The 16,141-nt window shown below is 70.1% G+C and carries 12 protein-coding genes and 1 pseudogene; 8 read left to right on the forward strand and 5 right to left on the reverse strand.

Going from position 1 to position 16,141, the window contains the following annotated elements; translation table 11 throughout:
* Positions 1 to 109 precede the first annotated feature (109 nt).
* A complete protein-coding gene (locus LNW71_RS09935) occupies positions 110 to 2,020 on the forward strand; it encodes a SpoIIE family protein phosphatase (protein WP_250967909.1) in 1,911 nt (636 codons plus the stop codon).
* A gap of 99 nt (positions 2,021 to 2,119) precedes the next feature.
* On the opposite strand, the gene LNW71_RS09940 is transcribed toward LNW71_RS09935, so the two are convergent.
* The gene (locus tag LNW71_RS09940; protein ID WP_250967910.1) at positions 2,120 to 4,420 is read right to left on the reverse strand and encodes a transglycosylase domain-containing protein; all 2,301 of its coding nucleotides are present in this window, start codon (positions 4,418 to 4,420) and stop codon (positions 2,120 to 2,122) included.
* Positions 4,421 to 4,643: 223 nt separating this feature from the next.
* Between LNW71_RS09940 and LNW71_RS09945 the strand changes: the two genes are divergently transcribed.
* The 5 genes from LNW71_RS09945 to LNW71_RS09965 all read left to right on the forward strand — a co-directional run bounded on the left by LNW71_RS09945 (position 4,644) and on the right by LNW71_RS09965 (position 9,585).
* Positions 4,644 to 5,615 (forward strand): SPFH domain-containing protein, encoded by a 972-nt coding sequence (locus tag LNW71_RS09945; RefSeq protein ID WP_250967911.1) that lies wholly within the window; start codon positions 4,644 to 4,646, stop codon positions 5,613 to 5,615.
* Positions 5,612 to 5,860, forward strand: a complete 249-nt coding sequence (locus LNW71_RS09950; RefSeq protein ID WP_374119378.1) for a hypothetical protein — start codon at positions 5,612 to 5,614, stop codon at positions 5,858 to 5,860. The genes LNW71_RS09945 and LNW71_RS09950 overlap by 4 nt, the downstream gene beginning before the upstream one ends.
* Before the next feature lie 124 nt (positions 5,861 to 5,984).
* On the forward strand, positions 5,985 to 6,509 hold the full coding sequence (locus LNW71_RS09955) for a PadR family transcriptional regulator (protein ID WP_250967912.1): 525 nt from the start codon (positions 5,985 to 5,987) through the stop codon (positions 6,507 to 6,509).
* Positions 6,506 to 7,192, forward strand: coding sequence for an ABC transporter ATP-binding protein (locus tag LNW71_RS09960; RefSeq protein ID WP_250967913.1), 687 nt, complete (start codon positions 6,506 to 6,508; stop codon positions 7,190 to 7,192). Before LNW71_RS09955 ends, LNW71_RS09960 begins: the two co-directional genes overlap by 4 nt.
* The gene (locus LNW71_RS09965; protein WP_250967914.1) at positions 7,189 to 9,585 is read left to right on the forward strand and encodes an FtsX-like permease family protein; all 2,397 of its coding nucleotides are present in this window, start codon (positions 7,189 to 7,191) and stop codon (positions 9,583 to 9,585) included. The genes LNW71_RS09960 and LNW71_RS09965 overlap by 4 nt, the downstream gene beginning before the upstream one ends.
* A gap of 30 nt (positions 9,586 to 9,615) precedes the next feature.
* Here LNW71_RS09965 and LNW71_RS09970 read toward each other — a convergent pair.
* Positions 9,616 to 10,580 (reverse strand): annotated as a pseudogene (locus LNW71_RS09970) (hydrogen peroxide-inducible genes activator).
* Between the two features lie 132 nt (positions 10,581 to 10,712).
* Here LNW71_RS09970 and LNW71_RS09975 point away from each other — a divergent pair.
* Complete coding sequence (locus tag LNW71_RS09975; RefSeq protein WP_250967915.1) at positions 10,713 to 11,267, forward strand: peroxiredoxin; 555 nt, start codon at positions 10,713 to 10,715, stop codon at positions 11,265 to 11,267.
* Positions 11,268 to 11,279: 12 nt separating this feature from the next.
* Positions 11,280 to 11,813: an alkyl hydroperoxide reductase gene (locus LNW71_RS09980; RefSeq protein ID WP_250967916.1), complete on the forward strand. Its 534-nt coding sequence runs from the start codon at positions 11,280 to 11,282 to the stop codon at positions 11,811 to 11,813.
* A 90-nt stretch (positions 11,814 to 11,903) separates the two neighbouring features.
* On the opposite strand, the gene LNW71_RS09985 is transcribed toward LNW71_RS09980, so the two are convergent.
* The 3 genes from LNW71_RS09985 to LNW71_RS09995 all read right to left on the reverse strand — a co-directional run bounded on the left by LNW71_RS09985 (position 11,904) and on the right by LNW71_RS09995 (position 15,864).
* A complete protein-coding gene (locus LNW71_RS09985; protein ID WP_250967917.1) occupies positions 11,904 to 13,310 on the reverse strand; it encodes an AI-2E family transporter in 1,407 nt (468 codons plus the stop codon).
* Between the two features lie 135 nt (positions 13,311 to 13,445).
* Positions 13,446 to 14,150 (reverse strand): transglycosylase SLT domain-containing protein, encoded by a 705-nt coding sequence (locus tag LNW71_RS09990; RefSeq protein WP_250967918.1) that lies wholly within the window; start codon positions 14,148 to 14,150, stop codon positions 13,446 to 13,448.
* A gap of 391 nt (positions 14,151 to 14,541) precedes the next feature.
* Positions 14,542 to 15,864 carry a PhoH family protein gene (locus LNW71_RS09995; protein WP_308294469.1) on the reverse strand — a complete coding sequence of 441 codons (1,323 nt, stop codon included), beginning with the start codon at positions 15,862 to 15,864 and terminating at the stop codon, positions 14,542 to 14,544.
* Positions 15,865 to 16,141 lie beyond the last annotated feature (277 nt).

The following is a 16,141-nucleotide window of genomic DNA, read 5'->3' on the forward strand; positions in this document are numbered from 1 at the left end:
CCGGGGCACGCGGTGTCAGCCGTTGTTATTGCCGCTCCTGCCGGGGCACAGTAGCGCCCCACAAGGTGATTGCCTCATACAACCGGCCCGGACGGACGGAACCCCAAGCGTGACGGAGCACCCCACCTCCCACGAAGGCCGGCAGCCCCTCGCCGCCCGGTCGCAGGAACGCACCCGGCCGCGGCAGCGGGACGCCGCGTCGGCTGCCGCCGCTGCCGCGGCCGCCACAGCGATCCCGGGACCGGCCAAGGGACCGAACCCCACCGCGTCCGGAGCGGGCACCGACCCGCAGGCGGCAGCCCGTCGCGAGGGGGACCGGCTGCGCTTCGTGGGCGCCGCGACCCGGCGGATCGCCCGCGGGATAGACCTGGACGAGATCGTGCTGGGTCTGTGCCGGGCCAGCGTGCCGACGTTCTCCGACGCCATACTCGTCTACCTCCGCGATCCGCTGCCGGTCGGCGACGAGCGCCCGGTCAACCCGTTCGTGCTGCGGCTGCGCCGCTCCGACCGGCTGCGGCTGAGCGACGAGAACACCGAGAACGCGCCGGACAACGAGCGGCTGCGGCCGGCCGCCATCGATCCGCAGACCGACCTGACGCCCGCCGCCGAACTCTGCGAGGTGCGCCCCGGCGGGGCGCTGGCCGAGGTGCTGCGCGGGGTGCGTCCGGTCTTCGGTGACTCCGCAGCGGCCCGCGCCGCCCTGCCCGAGCTGCTGGGCGCGGGCCGTACGGTGCCGTCCGGGCACCGCGCGATCCTGGCCCCGCTGCGCGGCCGGCGGCGGGTGATCGGCGCGGCCGTCTTCCTGCGCGGGACCGAACGCCCGCCGTTCGAGGCCAACGACCTGCTGGTCGCGGCCCAGCTGGCGACGCACACCGCGCTCGGCATCGACAAGGCCGTGCTGTACGGGCGCGAGGCCTACATCGCCGACGAGCTGCAGCGCACCATGCTGCCCGACTCGCTCCCCCAGCCCACCGGGGTCCGGCTCGCCTCCCGCTACCTCCCGGCGGCCGAGACCGCCCGGGTCGGCGGCGACTGGTACGACGCGATCCCGCTGCCCGGCAGCCGGGTCGCCCTGGTCGTCGGCGACGTCATGGGCCACTCCATGACCTCCGCCGCGATCATGGGCCAGCTGCGCACCACCGCCCAGACCCTGGCCGGTCTCGACCTGCCGCCGCAGGAGGTGCTGCACCACCTCGACGAGCAGGCGCAGCGGCTCGGCAGCGACCGCATGGCGACCTGCCTGTACGCCGTGTACGACCCCGTCGCGCACCGCATCACGATCGCCAACGCCGGCCATCCGCCGCCCGTGCTGCTCCACCTCGGCGGCCGCGCAGAAGTGCTGCGGGTACCGCCGGGCGCCCCGATCGGCGTCGGCGGTGTGGACTTCGAGGCCGTCGAGCTGGACGCGCCCGCGGGTGCCACCCTGCTCCTCTACACCGACGGTCTGGTGGAGTCCCGGCTGCGGGACGTGTGGACCGGCATCGAGCAGCTGCGCGAGCGGCTCGCCACCACGGCGCGGCTGACCGGCCCCGACCATTCGCCGCCGCTGGAGGCCCTCTGCGACGACGTGCTGGACATGCTCGGTCCGGGCGACCGGGACGACGACATCGCGCTGCTCGCCGCCCGCTTCGACGGGATCGCGCCGAGCGACGTCGCGTACTGGTTCCTGGAACCGGAGGACTCCGCACCGGGCCGGGCCCGCAGGCTGGCCCGCCGCGCCCTCAGCCGCTGGGGTCTGGACGACCTGTCGGACTCGGTGGAGCTGCTGGTCAGCGAGGTGGTGACCAACGCCGTGCGCTATGCGGAGCGGCCGGTGACCCTGCGGCTGCTGCGGACCGACATCCTGCGCTGCGAGGTCGGCGACGACGCCCCGCAGCTGCCGCGCCAGCGCCGCGCCCGGGACATGGACGAGGGCGGCCGCGGCCTGTTCCTGGTCAACCGGCTGGCCCGGCGGTGGGGTGCGACGCGGCTGTCGACGGGCAAGGTCGTCTGGTTCGAGATGCCGACCCGGGGTCAGTAACGGGTCAAGGCCGGCGACGGCTGCCGGAACACGGCGACGGGCGGTGTGCGAGGTTTCCCTCGCACACCGCCCGTCGCCGTGTTCCGCGCGCTCAGCGGATCAGTGCGTCACCGCGTTGTCGTTGCCCGGCCGCTTGTCGGCCCCGGGGTCCAGCGGGAGCTCGGGGCTGTCCGTGGGGCCCGGCTCGGTCGAAGGGTCGGTGGGCGGGTCGGTCGTCGGGTCTCCCGAGGGCGTGCCCGGAGGCGGCGTCTCGGGGGACTCGGTGTCCGTGGGCTGGTCGGACGACGGCTTCTCGCTGGGGGTGTCCTGCGAGGGCGAGGGGTCGTCGGACGGCTCGTCGCTCGGGCTCGGCGGGGTCGTGTCCGGCGGCGGGGTAACCGCCGCGCCCATGTCGGTGTCCAGGACGAAGTCGCCCGGGTCGCCCATCGCGTGCGAGGTGAAGTCCGCCCAGATCTCGGCCGGGAAGCCACCGCCGTTGACCCGGCCGCCACCGCCGGCGCCCTTGAGGGACACCTGGTCGTACTTGTGCACCTTCTTGCCGTCGGCACCTGTGCGGTCGTAGGCCGCTTCACCGAAGAGCCCCACCGAGGTGACCAGGTTGGGGGTGTAGCCGGTGAACCAGGCCGACTTGTTGTCGTCCGAGGTGCCGGTCTTGCCCGCGATCTGCTGGTCGGCCAGTCCTTCGGCGGTGCGCACCGCCGTATGGGCCGTGCCGTCGTCGACGACACCGGTCAGCACGGAGGTCACGGAGTCGGCGGCCTTGCGGTCGATCACCTGGTCGCCGATCGCGGCGGGCATCTCCAGCGGGGGGTCACCCTGCTTCTGCGCCGACTTCACGATCTGCGGCGTGACCTTCTTGCCGTGGTTGTCGAGGGTGGCGTAGATCCCGGCCATTTCCATCGGGCTCGCGCCCATCGAGCCGAGCGTCTGCGCCGGCACCGCCGGCAGCCCCTTCACGTTCATGCCGAGCTTGCCCGCGGTCTGCATCACGCGGTCCATGCCGACGTCCACGCCCATCTGCGCGAAGACGGAGTTGATGGACTTGTTCATCGCGGTCTGGACGGTGACCGAGCCGTAGTCGCGGTCGTCCTCGTTCTCCGGTGCGAAGGCCCTGTCGCTGCCCACGACGGGGCGCTTGCTGGTGCCGTCGTAGCGGGTGTTGGCGGTGATCTGCTGGTCGTCCTGCGTCAGCGACTCCTGGTCGAGGGCCGCGGCGAGGATGACCGGCTTGAAGGTGGAGGCGGGCTGGTAGTCGGTACGGCTGGCGTTGGAGCTGTACTTCTCGGCCTGGCCGCGTCCGCCGTACAGGGCGACCACCGCACCGTTCTTCGGATTCACCGAGACGGCGCCTGCCTGGATGTCCTGGTCGAGCTTGCGGTGCTTCCTGTCCAGCTTGGAGTTCAGCTTGGTCTGCACCGACTTCTCCAGCTGCTGCTGCTTCTTCCTGTCGATGTTGACCGTGACCGTGTAGCCGCCGAGGTCGAACTCCTGGCCGCTGATGTTCAGCTGGTCCAGCACCGCCGCGCGGGCGGTGTCGACGATGTAGCCCTTCTGGCCGGAGAGTCCGTCCAGCGGCTTGGGGGTCTTCGGTATCTCGAACTTCAGCCGCTGGCGCTCGCCGGCGTCCAGCCAGTGCTCGTCGACCATGTTGTCCAGCACGTAGTTCCAGCGCTCCTTGACGAGCGCCTTCCCGGTCGGGGTCGCGATGGCCCAGTCGTACTGGTTCGGCGCCTGGAGCAGGGCTGCGAGGTAGGCGCCCTCGGCGACGTCCAGCTTCTCGGCGTCCTTGTTGAAGTACGCCTGGGCGGCGGCCTGGATGCCGTAGGCACCGCGACCGTAGTAGCTGGTGTTGATGTACCCGGCGAGGATCTCGGGCTTGCTCTTCTTCTGGTCGACCTTCAGCGAGATGACCAGCTCTTTGAGCTTGCGGCTGACGGTCTGGTCCGCGTCGAGGTAGTAGTTCTTGACGTACTGCTGGGTGATGGTCGAGCCACCCTGCTTGCCCTTGCCGGAAACGGTGTTGATCAGGCCGCGCGCGGTTCCTTTGAAGTCGACGCCCTGGTCGTGGTAGAAGCTCTTGTTCTCGGCGGCGACGAAGGTGTTCTGCACTTCCTTCGGCACCTGGGCGAGGTCCACGATCTCCCGGTTGACCTTGCCGGTACGGGCCAGCACGGTGCCGTCGGAGTACTTGTAGACGTTGGACTGCAGCTTGGCCTGGGCGTTGCCCTCCGGCACGTCCACGACCATGTAGAGCACGGCGAAGGCGCCCATGCCCAGCAGGCAGATCCCGAAGACCGTGCCCAGTATTTTCCGCCAGGTGAAGAGTCTGCGTATGCCGCCGCTCTTCGTGGCCCGCCGCGCTCCGCGCCGCTGGGCTCGTCGCGCATCCGCTCGACCCATCGCTGTGTTGCTCCCGTTTCTCTGCTCGACCAGATCAGCTCGGACCTGCCAGCTAACACCGTAGGCAAGGACAAAAAGCGAGCTATCCGGGCTTTTTCGGACGTGACAATCAGCACCTGCTTCCAAGGGAACCGACTCATGAGGGGTGCGCAGGGTTGCGACATCAGCTAATGTGTAATCACATTGCTAGCGACAAGCTAGCCCGCACCACACGGGGGACCACATGACCGACCCACAGGTACCGACCACCGCGGCCACACCGTCGGCCGACCTCACTCCGGACACCCCGCAGATGCCGGAGCCGCAGGTCCGCGAGACGACGGCGCACAGCATCCCGGGCGGCATCGGCCTGCTGCTGACGGTGATCGGAGTGATCGTCGGCGTCGGGCTCGCCATCGTCGGCGGCGTCGTCGGCTCGAACGGGAACAACGCCGTCGGCATCCCGGTCTGCATCCTGGGCGTACTGCTCGCCATCGCCTCGTTCTTCTGCATGGGCGGTGTGAAGATGGTCGCACCGGGCGAGGCGCGCGTCATACAGCTCTTCGGCCGGTACGTGGGCACGATCCGCGCCGACGGCCTGCGCTGGATCAACCCGCTCACCTCCAGCCGCAAGATCTCCACCCGGGTCCGCAACCACGAGACCGCGGTCCTCAAGGTCAACGACGCCTACGGCAACCCGATCGAGCTCGCCGCGATCGTCGTCTGGAAGGTGGAGGACACCGCGCAGGCGCTCTTCGAGGTCGACGACTTCCTGGAGTTCGTCGCCACCCAGACCGAGTCGGCCGTCCGGCACATCGCGATCGAGTACCCCTACGACGCCCACGACGAGGGCGGCCTCTCACTGCGGGGCAACGCCGAGGAGATCACCGAGAAGCTGGCCGTCGAGCTGACGGCACGGGTGCAGGCCGCCGGCGTACGGATCATCGAATCGCGCTTCAGTCACCTCGCGTACGCCCCCGAGATCGCCTCCGCGATGCTCCAGCGCCAGCAGGCCGGCGCCGTGGTCGCGGCCCGGCAGCAGATCGTGGAGGGCGCCGTCGGCATGGTCGAGATGGCGCTGACCCGGATCGCCGAGCAGGACATCGTCGAGCTCGACCCGGAGCGCAAGGCCTCCATGGTGAGCAACCTGATGGTGGTGCTGTGCGGTGATCGCGCGGTGCAGCCGGTCCTCAACACGGGCACCCTCTACCAGTGACGGACGAGAGCCCTCGGCGCGAGCCGAAACAGCCCCGGCCGCAGCAGCGCAAGCAGATGCTGCTGCGGCTGGACCCCGCCGTGCACGACGCGCTGGCGCGCTGGGCGTCGGACGAGCTGCGCAGCGCCAACGCGCAGATCGAGTTCCTGCTGCGTCGCGCGCTCTCGGAGGCGGGACGGCTGCCGGGAAGCGCGGCGCCGATCCGGCGCCGGGGGCGGCCACCGAAGGCACCGGACCAGGAGTAAGGGCCGGGGGCACTTGCCCCCGGCCCTTCGACTGCGCCCCACCGGACGGGCCCGACAAGGGCGGGGTTCGCCCTCACCTCCCCGGTATACACGCCAGGTATACACCCCGTGTACAGTGCTCGGCATGTCTATCGGCCACACCCTGCTCGGACTCCTCGAATCCGGCCCCCGCCACGGCTACGACCTCAAGCGGACCTTCGACGAGAAGTTCGGCCACGACCGCCCCCTGCACTACGGGCAGGTCTACTCGACCATGTCCCGGCTCCTCAAGAACGGCCTCGTGGAGGTCGACGGCGTGGAGACCGGCGGCGGTCCCGAGCGCAAGCGCTACGCCATCACCGACGCCGGCATCACCGATGTGGCCGCCTGGCTGGCACAGCCCGAGAAGCCGGAGCCGTATCTCCAGTCGACCCTGTACACCAAGGTCGTCCTGGCCATGCTCACCGGCCGCAACGCCGCCGACGTACTGGACGCCCAGCGCTCCGAGCACCTGCGCCTGATGCGCATCCTCACCGACCGCAAGCGCCAGGGTGACCTCGCCGACCAGCTGATCTGCGACCACGCCCTGTTCCACCTCGAAGCCGACCTGCGCTGGCTCGAACTGACCGCCGCACGGCTCGACAAGCTCGCCGAGGTGGTGACCCCGTGATCCCCGCCGGCTCCCTGCTCGCCGCCCACGACCTGCGCAAGACCTACGGGTCGACCCCCGCACTCGACGGCGCCTCCTTCTCCGTCCACCCCGGCGAGGTCGTCGCCGTGATGGGCCCCTCCGGCTCCGGCAAGTCCACCCTGCTGCACTGCCTCGCCGGCATCATCACCCCCGACTCGGGCACCATCACCTACGCCGGCCGGGACCTGACCGCGATGTCCGACGCCGAGCGCAGCGCCCTGCGCCGCAACGAGTTCGGCTTCGTGTTCCAGTTCGGGCAGCTCGTCCCGGAGCTGACCTGCGTGGAGAACGTCGCCCTGCCGATGCGGCTGAACGGCACCCGCCGCAAGGCCGCCGAGCGCACCGCCCTGGAGTGGATGGAGCGCCTGGAGGTCGACGACATCGGCGCCAAGCGCCCCGGCGAGGTGTCCGGAGGCCAGGGCCAGCGCGTCGCCGTGGCCCGCGCCCTGGCCGCGTCCCCGAAGGTGATCTTCGCCGACGAGCCGACCGGCGCCCTGGACTCGCTCAACGGCGAGCGCGTCATGCGACTGCTCACCGACGCGGCCCGTTCCTCGCACGTCGCCGTGGTGCTCGTGACCCACGAGGCCCGCGTCGCCGCCTACTCCGACCGCGACATCACCGTCCGCGACGGCCGGGCCCGCGACCTGGAGCACGCCGTATGACACTGCTCGACCAGAAGCGGACCCCGGCCGGCCCGGCGCATCCTCCCGAACCCCCGTCACGTGCCGCCTCCTGGCTGCGCGACCTCGGACTCGGCATCCGGTTCGCCGCCGGCGGCGGCCGCGAGGGCTGGATCCGCACCCTGCTCACCGCGGTCGGCGTGGGCCTGGGCGTGGCGCTGCTGCTCACCGCCGCCTCCGTTCCGCACATGCTCGACGAGCGGTCCGCACGGGACCAGGCCCGCTCCGAGAGCAAGATTTCGGAATCCCCCGACGCCTCCGCGAAGAAGTCCGACAGCACCGTCCTGCGCATAGAGGCGAGCACCGAGTACCACGACCGCTCCATCACGGGCTTCCTGATGCGCGCGGACGGCGACCACCCGGTCATCCCCCCGGGTATCGCCTCCTTCCCCGCCCCCGGCGAGATGGTGGTCTCGCCCGCCCTCAAGGAGATCCTCGACTCCCCCGACAACGAGCTGCTCAGGGAGCGCCTCCCCTACAAGGTGACCGGCACGATCTCGGACGCGGGGCTGCGCTCGCCCGGCGAACTGTGGTTCTACGCCGGCAGTGACACCCTGACCAGCGCGGCAGGCGGCCACCGGATCGCCGAATACGGCAGGCCCGGCCCGACCGACCCGCTGCCACCGATGCTCATCGTGCTGACCATCATGGTCTGCGTGGTGCTGCTGGCCCCCGTGGCCATCTTCATCGCCACCGCCGTACGCTTCGGCGGCGACCGCCGCGACCGCCGGCTCGCCGCCCTGCGCCTGGTCGGTACGGACATCCGCATGACCCGCCGGATCGCGGCCGGAGAGGCCCTGTTCGGCGCGCTGCTCGGCCTCCTCATCGGACTGGCCGTGTTCCTGACGGGGCGCCGGTTCGTCGGCCTCGTCGAGATCTGGGACGTCAGCGCCTTCCCCTCCGACCTGACCCCCGACGCCCGGCTGTGCGCCCTGATCGCCCTCGCCGTTCCGCTCACCGCGGTGCTCGTCACCCTGGCAGCCATGCGGTCCGTGGTCATCGAGCCGCTCGGCGTCGTACGCCACAGCCGCAGCCGGGGGCGCCGCCTCTGGTGGCGCCTGCTGCTGCCGGTCGCCGGGCTCGCGGTCTTCGGACTCGGCGGCAAGATCGACGAGTACAGCCCCGTCAACCCGTATCCGGTCGCCGGAGGCGCGGTGCTCGTCCTCCTCGGGCTGGCTCTGCTCCTGCCCTGGCTGGTCGAGGCATGCGTCGGGCGGCTGCGCGGCGGCCCGGTCCCCTGGCAGCTGGCCACCCGCCGGCTCCAGCTGAGCAGTGGGGCGGCCTCCCGCGCGGTCAGCGGCGTCACCGTGGCCGTGGCCGGTGCGGTGGCCCTGCAGATGCTCTTCGCGGCGATGAACGACGACTTCAACAGGATGACCGGCCAGGACCCGTCCCGCGCCCAGTTCTACAGCCACTCCGAGATCGTCAGAGGCGACGCCGCCCTGCACACGATCAAGGAGTTCCGTGCCACCAAGGGCGTCATCCAGGTCATCGGCACGGTCGAGGCATACGCGACCAAGCCCGGAAAGTACACGGACGACGAGATGCAGCCCACCACCTCGTTCACCGTCGGGGACTGCGCGACCCTGCGCGAGCTCGCCCGGATCACGTCCTGCCGCGACGGCGACACCTTCGTCTCCCACCCCAAGGACAAGGGGCAGGCCGGGTGGGTCGACCAGACCGCCCGCAAGGGCAAGGTGATCGAGTTCGGCACCTACGGCAGCAGCAAGCCACTGCACTGGACGCTGCCGGCCGGTTCCCGGACCGTCGCTGCCCGGACCGATCCGTACGGCGAGGAGCGCTCAGGCATCCTGGTCACGCCCGGAGCGATCGACGCCCGGACCCTGCCGGGAGCCGAGACCATCTCGCAGATCCGCTTCGACGAAGACGTCCCGGACGCCGCCGAGTACGTACGCAACACAGCCGCGCGGCTCGACCCCGGCATGCGTCTGACGACCCTGAACTCGGTCGAGCGCGACCGGCAGTACGCGAGCATCCAGACCGGCCTCCAGGTCGGCGCGACCGCCACCCTGCTGCTCATCGCCGCGTCCATGCTGGTCTCCCAGCTGGAACAACTGCGCGAACGCAAGCGGCTGCTGTCCGTCCTGGTCGCCTACGGCACCCGGCGGGTCACCCTCGGCTGGTCGGTGCTGTGGCAGACCGCGATACCGGTGGCCATCGGGCTCGCGGTCGCGGTGGCCGGCGGCCTCGCCCTCGGCGCCACACTGTGCTGGATGGTCGGCAAGAAGGTGACCGCGTGGTGGCTGTTCCTGCCCATGGCGGGTGCGGGCGCCTCGCTCATCCTGCTGGTCACCCTGCTCTCCCTGCCACTGCTGTGGCGTCTGATGCGCCCCGACGGGCTGCGCACCGAGTAGCACCCGGGCCAGGGGCGGCCGGGCCTGTGATCAGGCCCGGCCGCCCGCCGCCACCCGCACCGGCAGCCCCTCCATCGCCCCGCGCAGCGCCGCCGCGAACTCCTCGAACTCCTCGTGCCGCGCCGCCCCCGTCCGCATCCCCAGCGCCACCTGCCGCGCGGGGCCGGATCCGCGAAGTACCCGGTGGTCAGGGCCTCGTTGCGGGCCGTCTCGACGGTCACCGCGGTACGCGGCAACAGCGTCACCCCCAGCCCGCCGGCCACCAGCTGCACCAGGGTGGAGAGCCCGGCCGCGGTCGTGGTGACCGGCGCACCCTCGGTACGCCCCGCCTCCCGGCAGATGTCGAGCGCCTGGTCACGCAGGCAGTGCCCCTCGTCGAGCAGCAGCAGCGGCAGCTCCCGCAACGCCTCACGCGGGATGTCGGCCCGCCCGCCGAGCCAGTGACTGCGCTCCATCACCAGCACGAAGTCCTCTTCGAAGAGCGGGAGTTCGCTCACCCCCGGCACCCCCAGCGGCACCGCGAGCAGCAGCAGATCGAGCCGCCCCGCCGCGAGCCCCTCCAGCAGCGAGGAGGTCTGCTCCTCGTGGACCTGGAGGTCGAGCTCCGGGTAGCGCTCATGGACCAGCCGCAGCACGGTCGGCAGCAGATACGGGGCGACGGTCGGAATCACACCGAGCCGCAGCACCCCGGTGAAGGGCGCCCGCACCGCCTCGGCCTCCTCCATCAGCTCACCGACGGCCTCCAGCACCCCCCGGGCCCGCACCGCGAGCCGCTCCCCGGCAGGCGAGAGCAGCACCTTGCGCGTCGTACGCTCGATGAGCTGGACACCCAGTGCCTCCTCCAGCGCCGACACGGCCCCGGAGAGCGCGGGCTGACTCATCCCGATTGCTGCCGCCGCGTCCCGGAAGTGCAGATGCTCCGCCACCGCGGCGAAGGCGCGAAGCTGCGAGAGGCTGGGCTGTTTGGGCCGGTTGCCCTGATTACCTTGCACCACTGATAGGTACCTCCGATCATCACGACCGAGTGTAGCTATTTCCGTGATCAATGCACTCTGTGCCAAGGTGGGGGCCGTCCAACCCTCAGGAACTCCCCCAAAAAGGGAATTCCTAAGCTGCAAGGAGAGCGCGTGCTCACTGTCGGTGACAAGTTCCCCGAGTTCGACCTGACCGCTTGTGTCTCGCTGGAGAGCGGTAAGGAGTTCGAGCAGATCAACCACAAGACCTACGAGGGTCAGTGGAAAGTCGTGTTCGCATGGCCCAAGGACTTCACCTTCGTGTGCCCCACCGAGATCGCCGCCTTCGGCAAGCTGAACGAGGAGTTCGCCGACCGTGACGCCCAGGTCCTCGGCTTCTCCGGTGACTCCGAGTTCGTGCACCACGCCTGGCGCAAGGACCACCCGGACCTGACCGACCTGCCGTTCCCGATGCTGGCCGACTCCAAGCACGAGCTGATGCGGGACCTCGGCATCGAGGGCGAGGACGGCTTCGCGCAGCGCGCCGTCTTCATCGTCGACCAGAACAACGAGATCCAGTTCACCATGGTGACCGCCGGTTCCGTGGGCCGTAACCCCAAGGAGGTCCTGCGGGTCCTCGACGCCCTGCAGACCGACGAGCTGTGCCCCTGCAACTGGACCAAGGGCGAGACCACCCTGGACCCGGTCGCGCTCCTCTCGGGCGAGTGAGCTGATACCGACATGGCACTCGACGAACTGAAGGCCGCCGTTCCGGACTTCGCCAAGGACCTGAAGCTGAACCTCGGTTCGGTCATCGGCAACAGCGAGCTCCCCCAGCAGCAGCTCTGGGGCACCGTCCTGGCCTGCGCGATCGCCTCGCGCTCGCCGAAGGTGCTGCGTGAGCTGGAGCCGGAGGCGAAGGCCAACCTCTCCGCGGAGGCGTACACCGCCGCGAAGTCGGCCGCCGCCGTCATGGCGATGAACAACGTCTTCTACCGGACCCGCCACCTGCTGTCGGACCCCGAGTACGGCAACCTCCGGGCCGGTCTGCGGATGAACGTGATCGGCAAGCCGGGCGTGGAGAAGGTCGACTTCGAGCTGTGGTCGCTCGCCGTCTCCGCGATCAACGGCTGCGGCCAGTGCCTGGACTCCCACGAGCAGGTGCTGCGCAAGGCCGGCGTGGACCGTGAGACCATTCAGGAAGCCGTCAAGATCGCCTCGGTGATCCAGGCGGTCGGTGTGACCCTCGACGCCGAGGCCGTCCTCGCCGAGTAGCACCCGCAGTACCCCTGATACGAGAAGGGCCCCGAGGACGACCGACCGTCCTCGGGGCCCTTCTTCATGCGTTGCGGGCCGTCCGCGCGTTCAGAGTGCCTTCGGCGCCTCCGGTACCGGCTCGGCGACGATGCCGTCGCCGGTCTCCCGCGGCGGCGATCCGGGTGCCGGGTTCGGTGCCGGGGTCGGCGCCGCGTCGAGCGAGGTCGAGCCGTGCGGTGGCGGCGAGTGGCGCCGGGACTGCTCCTGCCCGTACGTGCGCAGGTAGCCGACCACCGTGTTGGTCACCGCGACCAGCGGCACCGCGACGACCGCACCTCCGATGCCCGCGATCATGCCGCCCGCGGCGACCGAGAGCACCACGGCCAGCGGGTGCACGCGCACCGCGCGGCCCAGGATGAACGGCTGCAGGATGTGGCCCTCGATCTGCTGCACCGCCAGGACGACCACCAGCACCATCAGCGCGGTGAACACCCCGTCGGTGACCAGGGCGACGACCACGGCCAGCGCCCCGGAGACCACCGCTCCGACGAGCGGGATGAAGGCGAAGAGGAAGATGAAGACGGCCAGCGGTACGGCCATCGGCACGTTCAGGAAGTAGAGGCCGAGGCCGATGAAGATCGCGTCGATCATCGCGACTATGACCGTGCCGCGCACGTAGGCGGTCAGGGTCCGCCAGGCGCGCGGACCGGCGCCGGCGACGCCCGGCCGGGCCTGGGCGGGCACGAGCTTGAGCACCCAGTGCCAGATGCGCTTGCCGTCGTACAGCAGGAACAGCGTGGAGAACATCGCCAGCAGCATCCCGGTGAGGATCTCCACCATCACGGTGACGCCCTGCAGCCCGGCGGAGGTGATCGCCTCGGTGTTGGTGCCGACGGTGTCGCTGAGGTTCTTCGCTATGTCGTTGATCTGCTTGTCGGTGACGTGGAACGGGCTGTCCAGCAGCCAGTTCTTCAGGTCCTCGATACCCGTGCGCACCTTGTCGGAGAGGGTGTCGATGTTGTCCATCACCTGCCACACCACGAACCAGCCGACCAGGCCCATGATCACGAATCCGAGGATCGCCGTGACGGCGGTGGCCAGTCCGCGCGGCAGGCCGTGGCGCCTCAGCCGGGCGACGGTGGGCTGCAGCATCGCGGTGACGAGCAGCGCGGCGACGAAGGCCAGCACCACCAGTTGCACCGCGCTGATGACCCGCATGAGCACCCAGAGGGTGCCGGCGAGTACGAGCAGCCGCCAGCCGGCTTCGGCGGCGACGCGCATCCCCCAGGGGATCGCGGCGACCGGATCGGGGCGCGCGGCGACGGACGGGGCGTACGTGGGCGGCGGGGGTACGTGGTCGGCCTCCGCCGCGCCGTGTCCGTGACCCGGCGCGGATCCTTCGTGCGCGGCCTTGTCGTCCTCGGCTGCCGCCTCGGCGCGGCGTTCTTCCAGGCGCTCACCCATCCTGGTCAGTTCAGCACCCAGTTGTCCGAGCCATCCCGGCAGTTTCGACATAACGCTTCCTCTACCCCCGTCCACTCTCCCCACCGCTCCCCCCGGGAACGGCTCCGCACGACCGTACACGCGTGCAGCCCCGCACCGTAGGACGGTGCGGGGCTGCACGAGGTTGAGGCCGGGGCCTCGGATGTTCTAGTACCAGCTGTTGGCCTGCCAGAAGGACCAGGCACCGCACGGGCTGCCGTAGCGGCTGTCCATGTAGTTCAGGCCCCACTTGATCTGCGTGGCCGGGTTGGTCTGCCAGTCGGCGCCGGCGGACGCCATCTTCGAGCCGGGCAGCGCCTGGACGAGGCCGTAGGCACCGGAGGACGCGTTGCTCGCCCGGTAGTTCCAGCTCGACTCGTGGTTCACGATGTTGCTGAAGCACTGGAACTGGTCGCCAGGAATCATCTGACGGGCCATCGCCTGGACCTCGGCCACGGTGTACGAGCTCTGGGTGGCGAAGGAGGCGGTGCTGCGAACCTCGGAACGGCTGGCGCGCTCGGCGCGGTCCTGCTTCTCCTGGCGCTCCTTCTCCAGCCTGTCCTCGGCCGCCTGCTTCTTGGACTTGGCGTCCTTGGCGGCCTGGACGCGGGCTGATTCCTCCGCGGACTTCTTCGCCGTCGCGTCCGCGGCGGACGCCTGGGCGTCGGCCTGCTGCGTCAGCGATGCTGTCTGCACCTGGGCCTGCTGGCCCGCGGGAATGTCGGCGAGCAGCGTGGTGTCGGCTGCGGTCGCCTCGAAGTTGTTGTCGTCGACAGCAGGGGTGCTGCCCGATGCAACGCCAACGACGGCGCCTACGGTGGTTACGGCAGTGGCTGATGCCACGGCGAACCCCCGGACCGAGATCCGGCTCACACGGTGTCCTTCCAGCATCGCCCGCTTAGGTGACCTCGCGGGCGCAATCGTGCCCCTGAACGCTGGCCTCCCTACTGCTTGGGTCACGGGAGACACGGGCCCGGTGGGCGACTCCCCGGAGGGAGCGCCACGTGGTGCTCGCGGGCGGCATACGGACGGCGGCTGTTGAGTTGTGTGGTGCGCTGCACCTTTGGAGGTGCGGATGTGCCGTATGCGGGGCCTGACGGAAGCAAGACTCTGCCCGAACGGGACGCCGGGAAGCAATTCTCTGTTGCGTGTGAAAGCTCACACCCCGTTTGGCGCACATGAATTATGGAAAAGGCGCCGCAACGCGATGCCGCCCGGCTAAGCTCCTTGGCTCGCCGGGCGGCATCAACTGGTCTATCCCCTATCAGATCTGGCCTTCCTCCAGCATTTCGGTCACCAGTGCGGCGATGCGCGAGCGTTCGGACCGGGTGAGGGTGACGTGCGCGAAGAGCGGATGGCCCTTCAGCTTCTCGACCACGGCGACCACTCCGTCGTACCGGCCGACCCGGAGGTTGTCCCGCTGGGCCACGTCATGGGTGAGCACCACGCGCGAATTCGCCCCGATTCGGGACAACACGGTCAGCAGGACGTTCCGTTCGAGCGACTGGGCCTCGTCGACGATCACGAAGGCGTCGTGGAGCGACCGGCCCCGGATGTGGGTGAGCGGCAGGACCTCCAGCATGCCGCGTCCCAGGACCTCCTCGATGACCTCGCGCCCGGCGACCGCCGAGAGCGTGTCGAAGACGGCCTGTGCCCAGGGGCCCATCTTCTCGGCCTCGGAGCCGGGGAGATAGCCGAGGTCCTGGCCGCCGACCGCGTACAGCGGACGGAAGACCATCACCTTCTTGTGCTGCCCGCGCTCCAGGACGGCTTCCAGACCGGCGCAGAGCGCCAGTGCGGATTTACCGGTGCCGGCCCGGCCGCCGAGCGACACGATGCCGATGTCCTGGTCCAGGAGCAGATCCAGGGCGATGCGCTGCTCCGCGCTGCGGCCGTGGATGCCGAAGGCCTCCCGGTCGCCGCGGACGAGCCGCACATTGCCTTCCGGCGTCACCCGGCCGAGCGCCTTGCCGCGCTCGGACTGGAGGACCAGTCCGGTGTGCACGGGCAGTTCGGCCACCTCGGGGACGAACAGCGTCTCCTCCTCGAAGAGGAGGTCCACCTGTTCTGCGGAGAGGGGAAGTTCGGACATCCCCGTCCAGCCCGAGTCGCTGGCGGCGAGTTCGGCGCGGTACTCCTCGGCGAGGAGGCCGACCGATGATGCCTTGATGCGCAGCGGCAGGTCCTTGGAGACGACCGTGACGTCGTACCCCTCGGCCTGGAGATTGCGCGCAACCGCGAGAATCCGTGAGTCGTTGTCCCCCAACCGGTAGCCGGCGGGAAGGACGCCGGGATCGGAATGGTTGAGTTCGACGCGCAGCGTCCCGCCCAGGTCCCCGAGGGGGATCGGGGCATCCAGGCGGCCGTACCGGACCCGGAAGTCGTCCAGCAGGCGCAGGGCCTGCCGGGCGAAGTACCCGAGCTCCGGGTGGTGCCGTTTGGCCTCCAGTTCCGTGACCACGACGATCGGGAGCACGACTTCGTGCTCGTCGAAGCGGGACATGGCGTTCGGATCGGCCAGCAGGACGCTGGTGTCGAGAACATAGGTGCGCCTGTCGGGCATGCGGCGCTTTGTGCTGGTCACCACGGAAGGACGTACCCCCTCGGACGAGGTTGGGGTGCGACGACGTCGCGGAGCATCCCAAAGGGAGAGGACGGACCGGGCTGCGGCCACCTTGCGCGGGCCGAGCGCCGGCCCTCGACGTCAGCCGCACTGTATGTACGGTCCTTCGTGTGCAAAGGGCCTCCCGGGCGAGCGGACTCCATGCCGCTCACTTGGTGACGACGTCCGCCTGGTTCCTGACCGGACATCGACCTGTCAGGGGTATTCCCTCGAACACGCGAAGCCATGCCGCCCGAGCCCC

Origin of the sequence: Streptomyces sp. RKAG290 (assembly GCF_023701695.1) — a bacterium.
GTDB lineage: Bacteria > Actinomycetota > Actinomycetes > Streptomycetales > Streptomycetaceae > Streptomyces.